Source organism: Streptococcus acidominimus (genome assembly GCF_001921825.1).
In the GTDB taxonomy this organism is placed as follows: domain Bacteria; phylum Bacillota; class Bacilli; order Lactobacillales; family Streptococcaceae; genus Streptococcus; species Streptococcus acidominimus.
The window spans coordinates 50,379-70,723 of the sequence record NZ_MSJL01000005.1 but is presented as its reverse complement, the minus strand read 5'-3'; the positions used below and the strand labels follow the sequence as shown (position 1 = coordinate 70,723).

18 protein-coding genes are annotated in these 20,345 nt (G+C 39.8%); 14 read left to right on the top strand and 4 right to left on the bottom strand.

All coding sequences use genetic code 11. The annotated features are described in order from the left end of the window. Positions 1-412: 412 nt before the first annotated feature. From BU200_RS01940 to BU200_RS01920, 4 genes are all read left to right on the top strand, one after another. On the top strand, positions 413-1,462 hold the full coding sequence (locus BU200_RS01940) for an LLM class flavin-dependent oxidoreductase (protein ID WP_075098549.1): 1,050 nt from the start codon (positions 413-415) through the stop codon (positions 1,460-1,462). Positions 1,463-1,714: 252 nt separating this feature from the next. After that, positions 1,715-1,993: a winged helix-turn-helix domain-containing protein gene (locus BU200_RS01935; protein ID WP_004228538.1), complete on the top strand. Its 279-nt coding sequence runs from the start codon at positions 1,715-1,717 to the stop codon at positions 1,991-1,993. Positions 1,994-2,199: 206 nt separating this feature from the next. Next, positions 2,200-4,260: an HsdM family class I SAM-dependent methyltransferase gene (locus BU200_RS01925; RefSeq protein ID WP_075098547.1), complete on the top strand. Its 2,061-nt coding sequence runs from the start codon at positions 2,200-2,202 to the stop codon at positions 4,258-4,260. After that, positions 4,257-4,841, top strand: a complete 585-nt coding sequence (locus tag BU200_RS01920; protein WP_075098546.1) for a restriction endonuclease subunit S — start codon at positions 4,257-4,259, stop codon at positions 4,839-4,841. The genes BU200_RS01925 and BU200_RS01920 overlap by 4 nt, the downstream gene beginning before the upstream one ends. A 3-nt stretch (positions 4,842-4,844) precedes the next feature. Here BU200_RS01920 and BU200_RS11445 read toward each other — a convergent pair whose 3' ends face one another. Next, entirely contained in the window at positions 4,845-5,480 is a 636-nt protein-coding gene (locus tag BU200_RS11445; protein ID WP_244912628.1) for a hypothetical protein, read from the bottom strand. A gap of 34 nt (positions 5,481-5,514) precedes the next feature. Continuing rightward, positions 5,515-6,450: a transposase-like zinc-binding domain-containing protein gene (locus BU200_RS11440; protein ID WP_244912627.1), complete on the bottom strand. Its 936-nt coding sequence runs from the start codon at positions 6,448-6,450 to the stop codon at positions 5,515-5,517. A gap of 347 nt (positions 6,451-6,797) precedes the next feature. On the opposite strand from BU200_RS11440, the gene rpsL reads away from it, so the two are divergent. From rpsL to glnA, 9 genes are all read left to right on the top strand, one after another. After that, positions 6,798-7,211: a 30S ribosomal protein S12 gene (rpsL, locus tag BU200_RS01910; RefSeq protein ID WP_018379166.1), complete on the top strand. Its 414-nt coding sequence runs from the start codon at positions 6,798-6,800 to the stop codon at positions 7,209-7,211. An 18-nt stretch (positions 7,212-7,229) separates the two neighbouring features. Further along, on the top strand, positions 7,230-7,700 hold the full coding sequence (gene rpsG, locus BU200_RS01905) for a 30S ribosomal protein S7 (RefSeq protein WP_075098545.1): 471 nt from the start codon (positions 7,230-7,232) through the stop codon (positions 7,698-7,700). 233 nt (positions 7,701-7,933) lie between these two features. Beyond that, entirely contained in the window at positions 7,934-10,015 is a 2,082-nt protein-coding gene (gene fusA, locus BU200_RS01900; protein WP_075098544.1) for an elongation factor G, read from the top strand. A gap of 67 nt (positions 10,016-10,082) precedes the next feature. After that, positions 10,083-10,697, top strand: coding sequence for a hypothetical protein (locus BU200_RS01895; RefSeq protein WP_075098543.1), 615 nt, complete (start codon positions 10,083-10,085; stop codon positions 10,695-10,697). Positions 10,698-11,313: 616 nt separating this feature from the next. After that, a complete protein-coding gene (gene gap, locus BU200_RS01890; RefSeq protein ID WP_075098542.1) occupies positions 11,314-12,324 on the top strand; it encodes a type I glyceraldehyde-3-phosphate dehydrogenase in 1,011 nt (336 codons plus the stop codon). A 147-nt stretch (positions 12,325-12,471) separates the two neighbouring features. Further along, positions 12,472-13,671, top strand: coding sequence for a phosphoglycerate kinase (locus tag BU200_RS01885; RefSeq protein ID WP_075098541.1), 1,200 nt, complete (start codon positions 12,472-12,474; stop codon positions 13,669-13,671). A gap of 313 nt (positions 13,672-13,984) precedes the next feature. After that, positions 13,985-14,497 (top strand): FUSC family protein, encoded by a 513-nt coding sequence (locus BU200_RS01880; protein WP_167740046.1) that lies wholly within the window; start codon positions 13,985-13,987, stop codon positions 14,495-14,497. 84 nt (positions 14,498-14,581) lie between these two features. Beyond that, positions 14,582-14,941 carry a MerR family transcriptional regulator gene (locus BU200_RS01875; RefSeq protein WP_075098539.1) on the top strand — a complete coding sequence of 120 codons (360 nt, stop codon included), beginning with the start codon at positions 14,582-14,584 and terminating at the stop codon, positions 14,939-14,941. A 51-nt stretch (positions 14,942-14,992) separates the two neighbouring features. After that, entirely contained in the window at positions 14,993-16,339 is a 1,347-nt protein-coding gene (glnA, locus tag BU200_RS01870; RefSeq protein ID WP_075098538.1) for a type I glutamate--ammonia ligase, read from the top strand. Positions 16,340-16,740: 401 nt separating this feature from the next. On the opposite strand, the gene rnjA is transcribed toward glnA, so the two are convergent. Together rnjA and BU200_RS01860 are read right to left on the bottom strand one after the other, a co-directional pair. Then, on the bottom strand, positions 16,741-18,417 hold the full coding sequence (rnjA, locus tag BU200_RS01865; protein WP_075098537.1) for a ribonuclease J1: 1,677 nt from the start codon (positions 18,415-18,417) through the stop codon (positions 16,741-16,743). Positions 18,418-18,420: 3 nt separating this feature from the next. After that, a complete protein-coding gene (locus BU200_RS01860) occupies positions 18,421-18,651 on the bottom strand; it encodes a DNA-directed RNA polymerase subunit epsilon (protein WP_075098536.1) in 231 nt (76 codons plus the stop codon). A gap of 383 nt (positions 18,652-19,034) precedes the next feature. On the opposite strand from BU200_RS01860, the gene BU200_RS01855 reads away from it, so the two are divergent. After that, positions 19,035-19,934 carry an Rgg/GadR/MutR family transcriptional regulator gene (locus BU200_RS01855; RefSeq protein WP_075098535.1) on the top strand — a complete coding sequence of 300 codons (900 nt, stop codon included), beginning with the start codon at positions 19,035-19,037 and terminating at the stop codon, positions 19,932-19,934. The last annotated feature ends 411 nt before the right edge of the window (positions 19,935-20,345 follow it).

The window sequence follows — 20,345 nt, the reverse complement described above, 5'->3', positions numbered from 1 at the left end:
CTGCTTGAAGCCGTTTGTGATAGGCAGTGAGTGACTTGTCTTTAAGGGCTGTTCGAAGTTCTCTGATGTGGTCTTGTGTAAAGTTCATATCATTATTATAATTCAGATTTTGATTTTTGTTAAGTATAAAACGAAACGACTGTACGCCTTATCAATCAAAGGTTTGCGAGACAAGAGTCAGGCTAGGTTTAAAATAACGGTATCGAAGTTAAAATAGCTTGAGGCAGTGAGTGATGGGCCTCTAACAGCCTGCCTTTAGTAGCTTTTATAGTTATATTGGCTTCTAGGCTTGCACCTCAACAGTCTATTTCTGGGCTATTTTCCGCCCTTTTCGACTAATGGTGAGCAAATCAGTTTCTTTTATCACTAATTAGAGATATAATGTTTCTAACAAAAAAGAAGGAGCAATAAGATGGTTGAATTAGGAATTTCTACATTTGGTGAGACAACTCCCTTGGAAAAAACAGGTAAGTCAGTAAGTCATGCCGAGAGAATTCGTAACTTGGTGGAGGAGATTGAATTGGCAGATCAGGTCGGTCTTGATGTCTATGCCATTGGTGAGCATCACCGGGAAGATTTTGCAGTATCGGCACCAGAAGTTGTATTGGCAGCTGGGGCAGTCAAGACCAAGCAGATTCGCTTGTCGAGTGCTGTAACGGTGCTATCTTCTATTGATCCGGTTCGGGTGTACCAACAGTATGCGACAATTGATGCCTTGTCGAATGGGCGTTCGGAAATAATGGTGGGGCGTGGTTCTTTTACAGAGTCTTTTCCTCTATTCGGTTATGACTTGAATGATTACGAAGACCTGTTTGATGAGAAGCTGGAGATGCTCTTAGCGATTAAGGAAGATCCTTACTTGAATTGGCAGGGGCAGCATACGCAAAGTGTGGAGAATAGACCTGTTTATCCAAGGGCTGTTCAAGAAGATTTCCCGATCAAGATCGCGACAGGAGGCAGTCCTGAATCCACGCAGAAAATCGCGGCTCTAGGCTTACCGATCGTCTATGCTATTATTGGTGGCAACCCTCGTTACTTTAAATCTTTGATTGACATGTATCGGAAAATTGGTCGCTTGAAAGGACATGATGAGAGCAAGATGACCGTTGGAGCCCATTCATGGGGCTGGATTGCAGAAGACAGGGAAAAGGCGGAGCGAGACTATTTTTATCCGACCAAACAGTTGGTGGATGCCATCAGTAAAGATAGACCTTTCTGGCAAGAATTAACCTATGAGGCTTATCAAAAGAATATTGCAGAAGACGGAGCGATGTTTGTCGGTGATCCTGATACGGTGGCGAATAAGATGATACGGGTGATTGAAGACTTGGGGCTCGATAGTTTTATGCTTCATATCCCGGTTGGTTCAATGCCACATGAGGATACGCTGAAGGCAATCCGTCTCTATGGTGAAGAAGTGGCACCCAAGGTGCGTGCCTATTTTTCAGCCAAAGGACAGTAGGACTTGGTCGCGCTTCTTTTCTCAATAAAATAATTAGCTTATATTATCCAGTTAGAGAGGGATAAAAACTGAATCAGCGAACACCCCTATACTTCAATAATAAAACAGCCATTGATAGCAGATTTTGCTAAAAATGGCTGTTTTTTCTTATTTTCTCGTTGAGAATTAGAGTTAAAAAAATAACGGTGTTAAGAATTGCACTGTTAATTAGAAAGGTAATTGTGGTATAATAGATACATTAGGAGGTTCACTATGGTTGAATTTACTCTTGAGCCTTTTGCTAACGACACTTTCAAATTGCTTAAATCATTGAAAGAAAACCAAGTTGAAGTAAAAGGCATTTATTACATACCGCTCTCTCAACAAGAGATTGCAGACATTAACAAAATGTCAAAACTGAAAACGAATAGACTTCTGCGTGATTTGATTGAAGGTGGCTTTGTCTGCCCTTATCAAAATAAACGTGGAAAATATGAAATTACTGAAAAAGGACATAAGGTATTGCGTCTGATTCAGAAGAAAAATGCTTGATTAAGGAGAAAAGTATGGTACAATCCATTAGCACAGCACAGCACAGCACAGCACAGCACAGCACAGCACAGCACAGCACAGCACAGCACAGCACAGCACAGCACAGCACAGCACAGCACAGCACAGCACAGCACAGCGGGTAGTTTTTACCTTTTTTCAGTATGTAAAAAAACACTCTCAATTTTTGAAAATGGGGGTGTTTTGTAATGGCTGAAAAAACAGTTGATAGTAAAGTTATTTCTAAGTTAGAAAGTGTGGGATATACTACCAAAGAGTATAATTACGGATATAGTTTACCAAGTAGTGGAGATAGAAAATTAAAACCTAAAGAAGGCGCTCTTTATCTATCGAAATCTCTGAAAACCACTAGAAGTGAATTTGAATTTTTAATTTTTTCAGGTCAAGACAGAAAGAAAATTGATAAACTCATCCTCATCGAAGATAAGGATGATGTAAAGAAATTAGGTCAATTAGAAAATGTTGGAGATAATGATACATTACGAGAGTATGCTGTTACGGATGTATCTTTTTATGCCAATGAGATTTTAAGTAAAACTGAGGGAGTTAATTCAATTTTTTCATTGGCTGTAGCAGGGAAGTCATTGAGAACATCAGCTATTTATTTTTTTAAAAATACAGAAATAATTAGCAAATATAGTAAACATGAGATTCACTCTTTGAGTGATGAAATTTCATTTATATACTTGGAAAAGTGGAATGATTGGAATCAACTTGCAAAAGATAAAATTGATGATTACATTAACAGTTACTTATTGAACTTAGACTCGCCAGATAATGAGTTAAATATCAATCATATTAGGTCTGTTGCAGGAAAATTATCTAATACTATTGATAAAAAATTAAAATTAGATCCTTTTAAGAGATTGCTTTTAGTGTCTGGCCTATTACTTGGGATAAACTATGACAGTAAAGTGATAAATTCATTTGATGAACCATTTGGGCCATCTGATTTGTATAAACGCATTGACGCTTCACTACCTTTAAATAAATTTAGCAGTGAGAAAAAGAGTCAACTTTTAAAACAATATTCTTTTATAAAGGACGATAAAAAAATCTCTACTGAACTATTTAAAAAGAATGGTAATAGTGAAGGCTATCCTTTAGAAATTATAGCTAAAGAACTTTTAAAAAAATCACCGGTCGGATATTCTGTTATTGACTTAATGAAAAAAAGTAGTCATATAGATTTACTTGGAAATCTATTTGACATCTTTACTAAATATATGAATGTTGGCGGAGCTAGTGGAGATATTGTCTTGACTCCTCCTCACTTAACAAAATTTATGTCTGAGATTGTAGATGTAAATGCTGAAGATTATATTTTAGATATTACAGTAGGGACAGCCGGTTTTCTAATATCCGCTATGACTCTAATAGATGAGCAGATTGATAAGAATAACAGCCTCACCAAAGAGGAAAAAGAGGGACAAAAAGAACTTGTGAGAACAGAACACCTTTGGGGAGTTGACTATGATAGTAATATGTATGCTGTTGCAGTCACCAATATGCTACTTCATGGTGACGGAAAAAGTCATATATTCCACGGAAATTCGGATTATCAAATTGATTTGACTACTGGGAAGCCGTTTAACGAGATATTTGTATTGGAACGAATCAATCCGTTAGACAAGTCGCAAGTTGTAAAAGAAAAAGTTGAATTTACAAAATTACTTTTTAATCCTCCTTATGATAATCAACCATTATTTGTTAGAAATGGCTTACGTAATCTTAAAGCAGGCGGTTTAGCTTCAATCATTATACCGAAATCAACTTTTAATAAAGGTGGTGTTTATGTTGAAGAAATATTTGCAGAAAATACCCTAAATACTGTGATTGATTTACCACTTGGACAATTCAAGACAAAATCTGGTAACAAAGGTACTGATGTAGCAATTTTTATATTTACATCTCAAAGACCTCATAATTTTGATAAAGATTATGTAAATTTTATCAAAGTTAAAAAAGATGGCGTAAAAACTAAAGGGAATTCCAAAGGGATTGCTTCACAAGAGACCGATACTATTTTTACCAGTCTTCGTGAGTTTATCAAGAGTGGATGTAGAGATCTAACTTTGATAGCTAACAGAGAACACTTTGATAAATTTTTGTTAAAGAAACTGATTAGAGGTAAATACATGTATATGGATTATTTTGACAGGGGAGATATAACACCAATCAAGGAAGATTTTTATGATGTATTTAGGAATTATTTCGCATATATGAGTGAAAGTGAGAAAAGAAAATGACTGATTTTAAAAAAATAAAATTATCAATTTTATTTAAAAGGCTGACTACTCTAACCTATAGTGGGTATAACGCGGATGATTTAATAATGGATGACGGAACAGTCCCAGTGATAGTTAATAGTTCAAAAAATAATGGAGTTGCAGGGTATAGTAATTATAAAGCTTTAAATGAAGGAAACGTTATTACTTTTAGTGATACTGTAAATCCAGAAGAAACAATTTTTTATCAGAAAAATGATTTTATTGGTTTTAGTCATGTAAATAAACTTATTCCAAAATTTGATGGTTTTGATGAGCTAGTAGCATTGTATGTGATTGCTGCATTCAAACGTTCTATAAAAGGCATATATGATTATAACAAAAAATTTACTTCCGAAATAGAAGAACAAGAACTTGTATTGCCGATTATTACTGATACTGATGACAAACTTGATTTGGAATACATAAAATCTTATATATTAAACATAATTCCTGCTTTTTATGAATTTGAAGGTAATCAAATTGATGAGATGAGTGCTAGAAAGAGAAGTAAGTTGGAAGATGAGCGCGCTTTTATATTGGATAAGTTTTTAGAGCGATAATGGCTATAGATATAGTCTATACTCACTTGACTTTATAACCTCCAGATCCTCCTCATCAATCAATGAAACTCTTTCCTCTGCTAATTCTTGATAGAGAATATCCTGAATATTCTTCTGCTTCAAAAGCATAGAGACTAGCGACCACCTCGTTAGTTTTCTATATCGGGGGATATGACACTCTTTGGCAATGGTATATAGTCTCGTTTTAGGGAGGTCTAGGAGGTATTCACGTTTGTTAAAGGAAAGAACACCATCTTCCTCATTGAATTTGAAATAAGGGCTGTCAATTGCGTCTCGCGCCTTCTCGGTCTCTTCTTTCAAAACTTCCATGTAACGAGAACTCGGTTTGGGTAATACTAATTCTTTTTGCCTTACTTCAGTTGAAGTAAGGTTTTTCTTTGTCTTTAAAATCTCAACAAAGATGGCTTCTGCATCTTTTTGCGAAGTGGGATAATACCCATGTTCTGTTCTCCAGTTACGAATATAGGTAAAGAAACCAATATAGTCTTGTAAATACTTAGTGGATACATTTGTCATATCACGGTAAATATACTGCTTAATCTCTTTATGGAGTTCATTCACTCGTCCCAGTGATAGCCCATTCTGGTATTTTAATTCGGTGAAGGTATCAAATAGCATTTCTCCTCGATTGGTAATACGATCACTAATCCCTTCATACGTAGAGATGTTCTAACACTTTCTTATTTGCCTCCTTTTCAAATTCTTCTGTTGCCTGAATCACATAACCATGATCCCCAATCATTTTAATATAGTTAGAAGGACGAACATAGTGGGGTGTATTTCTTAATTTGCAATAGTCCTCATAAATACTATTCGCATCACTACAGAGATAAGAAATATTATCAAAGTGTTCATCAAACAAATCAAAGAAAAGTTCAGGCGATACCTTGCCTAAACTCGCTACTTTACAAACGCAGTATCCTCTACTATCAACAGCTGTGATGACAGTGGCGAATTCTGACCCCATCACGCCATACTGAGAAGGTTGCCTACCATAACGTGGTTTCCTGTAGGTATTCTTACTGATAGTGGAAACTAATTGCCGACTTCCTTTCTGGCTTTCTCTGACAAAGGTCTCATCTACTTGGACAACACCTGTTAATTGAGGCATGGGCATCTCAGCTAGAGCATGAATTAACTTCATTCTCCAAAACCACACAGTTTTATAATCAATCCCAGCGCAGCCATAATCATTTACCAAGACATTCATCATATCATGAATAGGATAGTGGTTTATCACCATTTCTAACACCTTAACCCACATATCCCAATGCCAACGTGTCTTCTCTAGAATAGTGTCTGTAAAGCGATTGAACCGCTTATGACAATCCTTGCATTTGAACTGTTGAATGTTATGACGTTTTCCATTTTTTACCACTGCATCAGAGGCGCAAGAAGGACAAGTTGTATTAACTTCTAACCTTTCTAAACGTTGCTCAAAATTAGATACAACAAGCTGATTGAGTGTGTTGGAGAAATCACTGCTTTGCTTTTGAGAATAGTGTTCCACCACATTTTTAAATTGTGTATAAAGTAGTGTCTCCACATAATTCAAAACATCTTCTAAACTAAGTTGTTTTTTAGCCATTTGCTTCCCTCTAAACTCTTAATAGTTTAATTATATACACCATTATTATATCATAAAACAAGATGGATTCACAATAAGAAATAGATAGATTTTGAAAAAATGCTAGTGAGTAAAGTTGAAATCAAGGTATTTATAACTATCACACCATTATTGGATAATATAATAATTAGCAAAGATAGTTGACACAGAGTGCCGTTTATGATATGATGATAAACGGTACTTTTTACTTTTGGTCTCTCAAAAGTGTACAGAGACGTGCTGACAAATAGTTGCAAAGTACACACAGATAGGGGCTGTCACCGAGTGCTCTATCAACCAAAAATAAAAATTTATACAGGAGAATGTAGATGCCTACAATTAACCAGTTGGTACGTAAACCACGTAAGTCTAAAGTAGAAAAATCTAAATCACCAGCTTTGAATGTTGGTTACAACAGCCGTAAAAAAGTTCAAACAAACGTTTCTTCACCACAAAAACGTGGTGTTGCGACTCGTGTCGGAACAATGACACCTAAAAAACCTAACTCTGCCCTTCGTAAATTCGCTCGTGTACGTTTGAGCAACTTGATCGAAGTAACTGCTTATATCCCAGGTATCGGACACAACTTGCAAGAGCACAGCGTGGTGCTTCTTCGTGGTGGACGTGTAAAAGACCTTCCAGGGGTACGTTACCATATCGTTCGTGGTGCACTTGATACAGCAGGTGTAACTGATCGTAAACAAGGCCGTTCTAAATACGGTACAAAACGTCCAAAAGGGTAAGAAAGGGGATAAAGATAAATGAGTCGTAAAAACCAAGCGCCTAAGCGCGAAGTATTGCCAGATCCGCTTTACAATTCAAAATTAGTAACACGTTTGATCAACCGCGTTATGCTTGATGGAAAACGTGGTACAGCGGCTTCTATCGTATACGGTGCCTTTGATCAAATCAAGGAAGCTACTGGAAACGATGCACTTGAAGTATTTGAAATAGCAATGGAAAACATCATGCCTGTACTTGAAGTACGTGCACGCCGTGTCGGTGGTTCTAACTACCAAGTCCCAGTTGAGGTTCGTCCAGAACGTCGTACAACTCTTGGACTTCGTTGGTTGGTAACCATTGCGCGTAACCGTGGTGAGCACACTATGGTTGACCGTCTTGCAAAAGAAATCATGGATGCAGCAAACAACACAGGTGCAGCTGTTAAGAAACGTGAAGATACTCACCGTATGGCAGAAGCCAACCGTGCGTTTGCACACTTCAGATGGTAAGATAAGACGTGGAGGTCTTGAGCAAATGTTAGCCCAAGTGGGAAATGCACGAAAGAGTTTGAAAACCCTAGCAAAATACCTCACTGAAGCAGCTAAAGCTGAACAGTCGCCTCCCTTTCTTAAGCACCTTACAAACTAAAACATCTTATAACGGGTAGGTCCTGCCTATCCGTTTTTTTCTAAAATATGCTATAATGAGATGTAAATAAATTTAACAAATATAGGAGAACATAATGGCACGCGAATTTTCATTGGAAAAAACTCGTAATATCGGGATCATGGCCCACGTTGATGCTGGTAAAACAACTACAACTGAGCGTATTCTTTACTATACTGGTAAAATCCACAAAATCGGTGAAACACACGAAGGTGCTTCACAAATGGACTGGATGGAGCAAGAGCAAGAGCGTGGTATCACCATCACATCTGCTGCGACAACTGCACAATGGAACGACCACCGTGTAAACATCATTGACACACCAGGACACGTGGACTTCACTATCGAAGTACAACGTTCCCTTCGTGTATTGGACGGTGCGGTAACCGTTCTTGACTCACAATCAGGGGTTGAGCCACAAACTGAAACCGTTTGGCGCCAAGCAACTGAATACGGTGTTCCTCGTATCGTATTTGCCAACAAGATGGATAAGATCGGTGCAGACTTCCTTTATTCAGTAAGCACCCTTCATGAGCGCTTGCAAGCAAATGCTCACCCAATCCAATTGCCAATCGGTGCAGAAGATGACTTCCGTGGGATCATCGATTTGATCAAGATGAAAGCTGAAATCTACACAAATGACCTCGGAACAGACATTCTTGAAGAAGATATTCCAGCTGAATACCTTGAACAAGCTCAAGAATATCGTGAAAAATTGGTAGAAGCGGTTGCTGAAACAGATGAAGATTTGATGATGAAATACCTTGAAGGTGAAGAAATCACAAATGAAGAATTGAAAGCTGCGATCCGTAAAGCAACCATCAACGTAGAATTCTATCCAGTATTGTGTGGTTCTGCCTTCAAAAATAAAGGGGTTCAATTGATGCTTGATGCGGTTATCGATTACCTTCCAAGCCCAGTTGACATTCCAGCTATCAAAGGGATCAACCCGGATACAGATGCAGAAGAAGAGCGTCCAGCTTCAGATGAAGAACCATTTGCAGCCCTTGCCTTCAAGATCATGACAGATCCATTCGTAGGTCGTTTGACATTCTTCCGTGTGTACTCTGGTGTCCTTAACTCTGGTTCATACGTGATGAATACTTCTAAAGGAAAACGTGAACGTATCGGACGTATCCTTCAAATGCACGCGAACAGCCGTCAAGAAATCGAAACAGTTTACTCTGGAGATATCGCTGCTGCCGTTGGTTTGAAAGATACAACAACAGGTGACTCATTGACAGATGAAAAAGCAAAAGTAATCCTTGAGTCTATCAACGTTCCAGAACCAGTTATCCAATTGATGGTTGAGCCAAAATCTAAAGCAGACCAAGATAAGATGGGTGTTGCCCTTTCTAAATTGGCTGAAGAAGATCCAACATTCCGCGTTGAAACCAACGTTGAAACTGGTGAAACAGTTATCTCTGGTATGGGTGAGCTTCACTTGGATGTCCTTGTTGACCGTATGCGTCGTGAGTTCAAAGTGGAAGCAAACGTAGGTGCTCCTCAAGTATCTTACCGTGAAACATTCCGTGCTTCAACGCAAGCTCGTGGATTCTTCAAACGTCAATCAGGTGGTAAAGGTCAATTCGGTGATGTATGGATTGAATTTACTCCAAACGAAGAAGGAAAAGGTTTCGAGTTTGAAAATGCAATCGTCGGTGGTGTGGTTCCACGTGAATTTATCCCAGCGGTTGAAAAAGGATTGGTTGAATCAATGGCCAACGGTGTTCTTGCTGGATACCCAATCGTTGACGTGAAAGCAAAACTATACGATGGTTCATACCATGATGTCGACTCATCTGAAACAGCCTTTAAAGTTGCGGCTTCTCTTGCCCTTAAAGAAGCGGCAAAATCTGCACAGCCTGTTATCCTTGAGCCAATGATGCTTGTAACTATCACTGCACCAGAAGATAATCTTGGTGATGTGATGGGACACGTAACAGCTCGTCGTGGACGTGTAGACGGTATGGAAGCTCGTGGTAACACACAAATCGTTCGTGCTTACGTGCCACTTGCTGAAATGTTCGGTTACGCAACTGTTCTTCGTTCAGCTACACAAGGACGCGGTACCTTTATGATGGTATTTGACCACTATGAAGATGTACCTAAGTCAGTACAAGACGAGATCATCAAGAAAAATGGTGGGAACGCTTAATAAACTATTAAAAGATGAGGGATTCAAGTTTCCTCATCTTTTTTACGATGTATAGAGGAGTCGAATCATGAGGAAAAATACAGGTTTTCTATTTAGCCCTATTCTCTGGACAGTTTTTGTAGCTTTTGTTGGCGGGGTCTTTTGGAAGATATTTGTTACCGACGCACCAGCAGGGACGGATACTAGCTTATTTACAGTAGGGATTCCCTTGGTTGTTGTTCTTGTTTTTGTTACTTTATTAGTATTAGAGTATAGTAAGGCAAAAGGGCGGATTGCTCGCTATGCAAGATTCGAGCAACTCTTTCCAGAGTTGCCAGGTGGTGTCACTGTTCTACCAGAAAAGGCAGATTTTTATCAAGAATTTTATCTTGCTGTTTATAAGAATCATTTCATCAGTAATTGGGAATTCGACTTTATTGATTTAGATACTGTTTCTACTATCTACTATGAGCGGACGGCTGCGCTTAAACGTCGTGGTCAAGCAGTTGTGGGGGATGATCCGCAGCTTGTCTTCGTTACTAAGTCAGGTGAGAAAAGGATTATAACATTGTCACCGGGTGCACCAGTTAAGGATATAAGCCCTGTTCTGGCATACATTGCAGGTATTGCCCCGGAGATTCGATATGGCTCGGATAAGGTAAGTTTTGAAGACTATCGTCCTATTCTAGAGAAAATGAGATAGGAAATGACACGGGCTGTCGTCTCGTTTATTTTTAGTCCGAGTTCATTTACAAAATGATGGACTCCCTGTTTTCCAACGCTTGCACCTCGTAGGTATCAATTATTATGAACTTGCTCCATTTGCTGTGGCGTGACAGTGACTTAGGAGGGAAATCTTCGACTTGCTACTGACTGGGAATTGTGTATGACGCTTGTGATAAGGTGGTTCATGCTTGGTAGGAAATTTATTATTTATAACGCTAAAGAAAACTATGCTATTGCTACGGTCTGGCAAAGGCAAATGCTAGGGTATTCAATTGAGCACAACAGTCGAAATAAGATGCAAAGGTTCACCTATCGTAAAGACCAGTGAGCATTTGGAGTAAGAAGTCTTGCAATCAATGGCGAGGTTCATGTGATTGTAAGGCTTTTGCTTTTTCAAGAATTTTTTCTAGTATGATTTTGGTGAAAAATCCGGTCTCTAGCTAAGCAAAAACTTGCAATTTTCGCAGAATAAGTATATAATAAAAATGTTGAAAGGTGACTTGGATATTTGCAAGTTAAGATTTTCACAAAAGGATTAAAAGGGTACCCTTTTAAAATAAAAGAACTCGATTTTCATAAGGAGGAAATCATTCATGGTAGTTAAAGTTGGTATTAACGGTTTCGGTCGTATCGGACGTCTTGCATTCCGTCGTATCCAAAACGTAGAAGGTGTTGAAGTTACTCGTATCAACGACCTTACAGATCCAGTGATGCTTGCACACTTGTTGAAATACGACACAACTCAAGGTCGTTTTGACGGTACTGTCGAAGTAAAAGACGGTGGATTTGAAGTGAACGGTAAGTTCGTTAAAGTTTCTGCAGAACGTGAACCAGGAAACATTGACTGGGCTACTGACGGTGTAGAAATCGTTCTTGAAGCGACAGGATTCTTTGCTTCTAAAGAAAAAGCTGAGCAACACATCCACGCAAACGGTGCTAAGAAAGTTGTGATCACTGCACCTGGTGGAAATGATGTTAAGACAATCGTTTTCAACACTAACCACGACATTCTTGACGGAACTGAAACAGTTATCTCTGGTGCTTCATGTACTACAAACTGTTTGGCTCCAATGGCAAAAGCTCTTCATGACAGCTTTGGTGTCGTTGAAGGATTGATGACTACAATCCACGGTTACACTGGTGACCAAATGGTTCTTGACGGACCACACCGTGGTGGTGACCTTCGTCGTGCTCGTGCTGCAGCAGCAAATATCGTTCCTAACTCAACTGGTGCTGCAAAAGCTATCGGTCTTGTAATCCCAGAATTGAATGGTAAATTGGACGGAGCTGCACAACGTGTTCCTGTTCCAACTGGATCAGTGACTGAATTGGTAGCAGTTCTTGAAAAGAACGTTACTGCTGATGAAGTAAATGCTGCAATGAAAGCTGCTTCAAATGAGTCTTACGGTTACACTGAAGACCCAATCGTTTCTTCAGATATCGTGGGTATCTCATTTGGTTCATTGTTTGACGCAACTCAAACAAAAGTTCTTGACGTTGACGGCAAACAATTGGTGAAAGTTGTTTCTTGGTACGACAACGAAATGTCTTACACTTCACAACTTGTTCGTACTCTTGAGTACTTTGCAAAAATCGCAAAATAATCGAATGAAAGACGAGGTCGTTTGACCTCGTTTTTTAATTGCTGAAATGCCTGCTTTCTAGTGTGAATTTTTGTGAAATCTTTCCCATAATTTCCAAAATATGGTATAATGGTAGGGTATAAAATAAAGAATAGGAGTTTTTGTAAAATGGCAAAACTTACTGTAAAAGACGTTGACTTGAAAGGAAAAAAAGTCCTTGTCCGTGTTGACTTTAATGTACCTTTGAAGGACGGCGTAATCACAAATGATAACCGTATTTCTGCGGCGCTTCCTACCATCAAGTACATTCTTGAGCAGGGTGGACGTGCAGTACTCTTTTCTCACCTTGGCCGTGTGAAAGAAGAGGCTGACAAGGAAGGAAAATCCCTTGCACCAGTTGCTGCTAACTTGGCAGAAAAATTAGGTCAAGAGGTCGTCTTCATTCCAGGAGCAACTCGTGGAGCAGAGCTTGAAGCAGCGATCAATGCGCTGGAAGATGGACAAGTTCTTTTGGTTGAAAATACTCGTTTTGAAGATGTTGACGGTAAGAAAGAATCTAAAAACGATGCAGAACTTGGTCAATACTGGGCTTCGCTCGGAGACGGTATTTTTGTCAATGACGCATTCGGTACAGCTCACCGTGCGCATGCTTCAAACGTTGGTATCTCAGCAAACGTTGAAAAAGCTGTTGCAGGCTTCCTTCTTGAAAACGAAATTGCCTATATCCAAGAAGCAGTTGAAAATCCAGTTCGTCCATTCGTAGCGATCCTTGGTGGTTCAAAAGTTTCTGATAAGATTGGTGTGATCGAAAACCTTCTTGAAAAAGCGGATAAAGTCCTTATCGGTGGTGGAATGACCTACACCTTCTACAAAGCACAAGGTATCGAAATCGGAAACTCCCTTGTAGAAGAAGATAAACTTGATATAGCGAAATCTCTTCTTGAAAAAGCAAATGGGAAATTGATCTTACCAGTTGACTCAAAAGAAGCAAATGCTTTTGCAGGCTATACTGAAGTGAAAGATACAGAAGGCGAAGCTGTGGATCCAGGCTTCCTCGGTCTTGATATCGGTCCAAAATCAATCGCGAAATTTGATGAAGCTCTTACAGGTGCGAAAACGGTTGTGTGGAACGGACCTATGGGTGTCTTTGAAAATCCTGATTTCCAAGCGGGAACAATCGGCGTTATGGATGCTATTGTGAAGCAACCAGAAGTAAAATCAATCATTGGTGGTGGTGACTCCGCAGCGGCAGCTATCAACCTTGGTCGTGCAGACAAATTCTCATGGATTTCTACTGGTGGTGGCGCTTCAATGGAATTATTGGAAGGAAAAGTCTTGCCAGGTCTTGCAGCTTTGACTGAAAAATAGGCAGGAGCTCAAGGGTTCTTGAACCTATTGTATAAATATAAAGTGGAGTGAAGCTGGCTGATGCCCAGCTTCATTTTTTAATACCCAATACTCGTCAAAAATCAAAATAGGAAGATTTATCCCTAAAGGGAGCCATACCTGTAATCAGCTAAAGCTGAAACAGTTATATCTCTTTTTCGCACAGAGTTTAGGGTGTGTTCAATTTGGGGCATACTGCTCTTGTTTTATTCTCTCGAAAAAGCTAGCGGGAGGCAGTTTGCAAAATTAGTGGTATAATAATAGGGAAGCCGATTTGCTAGGCGCAAGAGAGAGGATTTGTATGTTTAAACAATATCGATTTAATCCCAAAGAATTTAAATTAGGAATGCGGACCTTGAAATCAGGGGTTGCCGTTTTTTTAGTGATTTTGCTCTTTGGTTTTTTCAGTCGTCAGGGGGCACAGATTGCAGCCCTGACAGCTGTTTTCAGTCTACGCGAGGACTTTGATAAGAGTGTGCATTTTGGGGCATCACGCATCCTTGGCAATTCAATTGGTGGCATCTATGCTTTGGTTTTTTTCATTTTAAATCAATGGTTTCATGAGCATCTATTGGTGACACTCTTTGTTGTTCCGATTTGTGTTATGCTAACGATTATGACAAATGTAGCCATGAATAATAAGTCGGGGATTATTGGTGGGGTGGCTGCTTTACTGATTATCACCTTATCCATCCCGTCTGGAAATGCCATTCAATATGTCTTTATCCGTGTATTTGAGACGTTTGTTGGTGTCTTTGTAGCGATTTTGGTCAATTCAGACTTTGACAAGATAAAAAAACGATTATAAAACGAACAATGTCAGGAAATCTAACATAAAATATTGACGAATGAGTAAAATTCTCCTATAATGGTAGGCAGAAAGGAGCTTATCATGAGAGAGAAAGAATTTCGTAGGTCTTTAGCAGTTTTTCCGATTGGTAGTGTGATGAAATTGACGGATTTGACGGCTCGTCAGATACGCTACTATGAGGAGCAGGGGTTGATTCGGCCAGACCGCAATGAGGGCAATCGTAGACTTTACTCGCTCAACGATATGGACCAGCTATTGGAAATCAAGGATTTTTTAAATGAGGGTCTCAATATCGCAGCGATTAAGAAAGAGTATGCTAATCGTCAGGCTAGACCTCCGAAAGAGACAGAAACCTTGACAGATGAAGATGTACGTCGGATCCTCCGTGATGAACTCCGCAACCAAGGGCGCTTTTCTAACCCTACCAGTATCTTTCGTTAGCCATCCATACGGATAGGAATCTTATATTCAAACAATAAAAGGAGACCATTTATGTCAATTACAGTAGCGGATATCAAACGGGATATTCAAGAGAAGAACGTGACCTTCATTCGCTTGATGTTTACAGATATCTTAGGAATTATGAAAAATGTTGAGATTCCAGCCACTGATGAACAAGTAGATAAGGTGCTATCAAATAAGGCCATGTTTGACGGCTCTTCCATTGAAGGCTTTGTCCGTATCAATGAGTCAGACATGTATCTTTATCCTGATTTGAACACATGGACGATTTTTCCTTGGGGGGATGAAAATGGCCGTGTAGCAGGTTTGATTTGTGATATTTATACGACAGAGGGTGAGCCCTTTTCAGGAGATCCTCGTGGGAATTTGAAAAAGGCGCTACGCCACATGGAAAAAATAGGTTTTACCTCTTTCAACTTGGGACCAGAACCAGAATTTTTCCTCTTTAAAATGGATGAAAATGGCAATCCAACGCTTGAGGTGAATGACAAGGGAGGCTATTTTGACCTTGCTCCAACGGATTTGGCAGATAATACCCGGCGTGAGATCGTCAATGTTTTGACGAAAATGGGCTTTGAAGTAGAGGCTAGCCACCACGAGGTAGCGGTGGGACAGCATGAAATTGACTTCAAATACGCGGATGTCTTGAAGGCTTGTGATAATATTCAAATTTTCAAATTGGTTGTTAAAACCATTGCCCGCAAGCATGGTCTGTATGCAACCTTTATGGCAAAACCGAAGTTTGGAATTGCGGGCTCTGGCATGCACTGCAATATGTCGCTTTTTGATAGCCAAGGCAACAATGCTTTCTATGATCCAGCAGACCCTCACGGGATGCAATTATCAGAAACGGCCTATCATTTCTTGGGTGGCTTGATGACACATGCTTACAGCTATACAGCGATTATGAATCCAACAGTAAACTCATACAAGCGTTTGGTACCGGGATTTGAAGCACCTGTTTATATCGCTTGGGCTGGTCGTAATCGTTCGCCATTGATCCGTGTACCGGCGTCTCGTGGCATGGGAACGCGCTTGGAGTTGCGTTCGGTTGATCCGACTGCGAATCCTTACTTGGCTATGGCAGTCTTGCTAGAATCTGGTCTAGATGGTATCGAAAATAAGATTGAAGCGCCAGCGCCAGTAGAATCCAATATCTATGCGATGAGTGAGGCAGAGCGCCAAGAAGCGGGCATTGTGGACTTGCCATCTACGCTTCATAATGCGATTAAGGCCTTGCAAAAAGATGATGTTGTAAAAGCCGCTTTGGGAGAACACATTTACACTAATTTCGTTGAAGCGAAGAAGATCGAATGGGCGAGCTATGCGACCTATGTTTCACAGTGGGAAATTGACCATTATTTAGATTTGTATTAAGACCGATTCTAAAGGATACCGAGTGTATCCTTTTTGATTTTTCTTGAGTATAAAATGGATATAGATAGAATGTTGTTTTATACTCGTCAAAAATCAACATCTGACGTCGTTAATTCGCCTTGCTGAGTAAAAAGCTCCAGTGGAGGTTTTCAGCCTATTTCCTAAAGAACCATCGTCAGCTAAAACTGAAACAGTTATCGCTCTTTTTTGCACAGCTCGTAGCCCTAGTTCAATTATATAGCCGTTTAGTTTATTTTTAGTACTAGGCAACGAGTCGCAGGTAGTACTGGGGTACAGCAAGACGAGTTAACGAAGTAATAAAAATATAAACTAAATGACTATAACAAAATAAAGGGATGGGCAATCGTGGCTTCAAGTGCACGATTGCCCATCCTAGGGTCTTATTTATCTGGTGTGAGAATCATCGGAATGATGATAGGTTCACGTTCGGTCTTTTCATAGAGGAAAGGTCTAAGGGCATTGACGATCGCTCCGTTGACCGATTGGATATTGGCATCTTTATTCTTCAGGGCAATGCGGATGGCATTGAACAAGATGCGTTGGCTTTCGCGGATTAGATCGCCTGATTCACGCATGTAGATGAAGCCTCGGCTGAGGATATCTGGCCCTGCAAGAATCATCTGCGATTGGAAATCAACGGTTGCAACAGCAAGAACCACGCCGTCCTCTGACAAGTCTCTACGGTCTTTGAGGACAGCAGCACCGATTTCTCCGATACGGTTCCCATCCACATAGATGTCTTGTGCATTGAAGTGTCCAGCTAGACGAGCGCTATCTTTAGTGAGGGCAAGGACGTCTCCGTTCTCCATGATGAAGATATTGTCTTTAGGAATACCAGTATCCATAGCGAGCTGGGCATGGATTTTTTGCATGCGGTATTCCCCATGGACAGGCATGAAGAATTTCGGCTTGATGAGGCGGAGCATGAGTTTTTGCTCCTGCTGTCCCCCGTGTCCAGAAGTGTGGATATTGTTGATCTTGCCATGGATCACTTCTACCCCTGCTTCAATCAAGATGTTAATCAGTTTGTTGACGCCGGTTGTGTTTCCTGGAATTGGGCTAGATGAGAAAATAACAGTGTCACCAGGCTGTAATTGAACTTGGCGGTGAGTACCATGTGCGATACGAGAGAGGGCAGCCATTGGCTCTCCTTGACTTCCTGTACAGAGAATCATAATCTCATTGGCAGGATATTCTTTAATCTCATTTGGTTCGATGAAGGTATTTTTGGGAACCTTGATATAGCCTAATTCAATCCCGTTGACGATAGCTTTTTCCATGGAGCGTCCAAATACCGCAATCTTCCGTCCAGTTTTAACGGCAGCCTCAGCTGCTTGTTGCAGACGGAAGATATTAGAAGCAAAGGAGGCAAAGATAATCCGTCCATGAATGCCTTCGATCAATTTCATAATCGATTGACCGACTACCTTTTCTGAGTTGGTAAAGGTTGGAATTTCGGCATTGGTTGAATCCGATAGGAGGCAGAGAACCCCCTCTTCTCCTAGAGCAGCCATGCGGTGCAAATCGGCAGGCTCTCCTACAGGTGTAAAGTCAAACTTGAAGTCCCCTGTACAGATGATTTTCCCTTGAGGGGTATCAATGACGATACCGAGTGGCTCTGGTATGGAGTGGGTTGTGCGGAAGAAACTTACTTTTAATTGTTTAAAGATCAGCTCGGTATTGTGGTTGATTTCATGGAGTGTGGCATCCCGTAAGAGACCATGTTCTTCCAATTTGCCACGAATGAGAGCAAGGGCAAGAGGTCCTGCATAGATTGGGATATTGGCTTGCTTGAGAAGGAAAGGAATGCCTCCGATATGGTCTTCGTGACCGTGAGTAATGACAAGACCCTTGACGCGGTCAATATTGTCAACGATATAGGAGTAGTCTGGGATGACGTAATCGATACCGAGCAAGTCGTCTTCTGGGAACTTAATCCCCGCATCAACGATAATAATTTCATCTTGGTATTCGATTCCGTAGGTATTTTTACCGATTTCTCCCAAACCACCAATGGCGAATACGCCGACTTCTTGTGATTTTAGATGAACTGACATGGATTAAAACTCCGTAATGCTAAAGTTTGCATGAGTTTTTTCGTACTCAAGGTGGTTTTCAGACAAGAGCTCGATAAATTCAATGTTGTAGGCGGTATGTGTTTCCACTAATTGGCGAGCGATGATCCGACCTTCTAATTCGTCTTTTGCGTCAATATCAAGATAGAGGGCGCGCGTTTGTTCGCGGCGCGGGGTCGCATCTTTTGCTTCTTGGTAAAATACTTTATAAATCATGTGTTTCCTTTCATTGATGACAAGTCAGGTCAAACGGCTCGGACTATAAAAAAGCAAGAGTGTAAGCAAGCTGCTTAAACTCTAATTGTCTTGTAAAGGTTGGGCGATTTGAGTGCCCTCCGAACAGACTAGGCTACCACGAAGATAGTCTAGTTGATTGGTATGTCATTTTCTAGAGTTGTCATTTTTTAATGTGATTTTTCTACTATTATATCATAAAAGGGGCTTTTGGTAAAAGGAATTGGTAGGGAAATGAAAAGTGTAATGGTTTTCATAAACAAATGGACTTAGGTGAAGTCAATATATAAAATTGACAAAGATAAAATAGTTTGCTATGATAAATGTAGGATATGTTTTTGGTGAATAGATGAAAGGGTAGGGGAATGGAAAGAGTACCACAAATGAGCTTGGGCGAATTTTACAGAGAAGTCCGTTGTTCTCGCTTGCTGAAGCAAAAGGATGTCGTTGGTGGAGATTTTACAACGGCACAATTGTCACGTTTTGAGTCGGGAAAGTCCATGTTGGCGGCGGATAAATTGATACTGGCAGTTGAAGGTATTAATATGACTATGGAGGAATTTACTTATAAATACCATAATTACAAGGAAGCACCTCATATTGAACTAGCCAACTTCATTTCGGAGTTGTATTGTCAGCAGGATAGGGAGGGACTACGGGCTTTATTAGAGTCTGATTTGTTGCAAGCGGAGGGATCACTCTATTCAAGATTAAATGGAATTGTCATTAAGGTAGCGATCGTTGCTCTAGGTGAGAGAGAGCACTTCGAAGAAGAGGATAGGAAATTTCTGTCTGATTATTTGTTTGCCATTGAAGAGTGGACAAGTTTTGAGTTGTATCTGTTTTTAAATGCCCAAATGTTGTTGAATGATGAGTTAATTATGACCCTAATTTCAGAATTGAAGCATAAATCTCATCATTATCGAAATTTGAGGAAAAATAAGCAATATTTTAAAGAAATTTTAATCAATTCAGTGACTGAAATGATAGAACGTGGGAGGTATGACTATGCCGAACAATTGCTGTGTGATTTAGAGTCGGCTTCGGAGGTTTGTGATGCATTGGAATTCATTTTTATTAATTATTTCAAATTGTGTATGGATTTCTTACGACTGGGAGGGGAGGAAACTAGTAAAAATAAAATAGAGGCATTTATAGCCTCTGTTGGACTGGTCACAAATGAAGGTTTATCTGCGTTACTGGCGAGACACTATAGACGACAGTGTCTGCAATCGGAGGGATTTGTTGAGAGGCAGGGCGGATAATAATGGGGATTGCTATTGAGAGGTAGAGAAGCAGTGCGAGTAGTTTTTTCTTCATAATTGTTTCCTCCTTTTTATTTTATTTTTCATTATAACCAATTTCTTCCATGTGTTCACTAACTTACAAATATGTAATTATTTTTTATAAAATTACATATTTGTAAGTTTTTCTAGTCGCTAAGGAACTATGTTAACATTTAGACATGACATGATATAGCTGTTTAGTTTATTTTTAGTACTAGCTCAAACAGTCTGGGGAGAGACTGTTTGAGGTGGAAAATGAAGAAAAGGAAGTTTTCGTTAAAAGTCGCAGGTAGTTGTCTAGTTGATAACTAGACAAGTGACAGATAAGAAAAGTGTAACTTTTCTCAATGGTACAGCAAGACGAGTTAACGAAGTAATAAAAATATAAAC

Coding starts and splice junctions, on each gene's coding strand:
- BU200_RS01855 (WP_075098535.1), top strand. CDS start 19,035: ATGGAAAGAGTACCACAAATGAGCTTGGGCGAATTTTACAGAGAAGTC.
- BU200_RS01920 (WP_075098546.1), top strand. CDS start 4,257: ATGACTGATTTTAAAAAAATAAAATTATCAATTTTATTTAAAAGGCTG.
- BU200_RS01895 (WP_075098543.1), top strand. CDS start 10,083: ATGAGGAAAAATACAGGTTTTCTATTTAGCCCTATTCTCTGGACAGTT.
- rnjA (WP_075098537.1), bottom strand. CDS start 18,417: ATGTCAGTTCATCTAAAATCACAAGAAGTCGGCGTATTCGCCATTGGT.
- BU200_RS01940 (WP_075098549.1), top strand. CDS start 413: ATGGTTGAATTAGGAATTTCTACATTTGGTGAGACAACTCCCTTGGAA.
- fusA (WP_075098544.1), top strand. CDS start 7,934: ATGGCACGCGAATTTTCATTGGAAAAAACTCGTAATATCGGGATCATG.
- BU200_RS01935 (WP_004228538.1), top strand. CDS start 1,715: ATGGTTGAATTTACTCTTGAGCCTTTTGCTAACGACACTTTCAAATTG.
- gap (WP_075098542.1), top strand. CDS start 11,314: ATGGTAGTTAAAGTTGGTATTAACGGTTTCGGTCGTATCGGACGTCTT.
- glnA (WP_075098538.1), top strand. CDS start 14,993: ATGTCAATTACAGTAGCGGATATCAAACGGGATATTCAAGAGAAGAAC.
- rpsG (WP_075098545.1), top strand. CDS start 7,230: ATGAGTCGTAAAAACCAAGCGCCTAAGCGCGAAGTATTGCCAGATCCG.
- BU200_RS01925 (WP_075098547.1), top strand. CDS start 2,200: ATGGCTGAAAAAACAGTTGATAGTAAAGTTATTTCTAAGTTAGAAAGT.
- BU200_RS01885 (WP_075098541.1), top strand. CDS start 12,472: ATGGCAAAACTTACTGTAAAAGACGTTGACTTGAAAGGAAAAAAAGTC.
- BU200_RS11440 (WP_244912627.1), bottom strand. CDS start 6,450: ATGGCTAAAAAACAACTTAGTTTAGAAGATGTTTTGAATTATGTGGAG.
- BU200_RS01860 (WP_075098536.1), bottom strand. CDS start 18,651: ATGATTTATAAAGTATTTTACCAAGAAGCAAAAGATGCGACCCCGCGC.
- rpsL (WP_018379166.1), top strand. CDS start 6,798: ATGCCTACAATTAACCAGTTGGTACGTAAACCACGTAAGTCTAAAGTA.
- BU200_RS01875 (WP_075098539.1), top strand. CDS start 14,582: ATGAGAGAGAAAGAATTTCGTAGGTCTTTAGCAGTTTTTCCGATTGGT.
- BU200_RS11445 (WP_244912628.1), bottom strand. CDS start 5,480: ATGCTATTTGATACCTTCACCGAATTAAAATACCAGAATGGGCTATCA.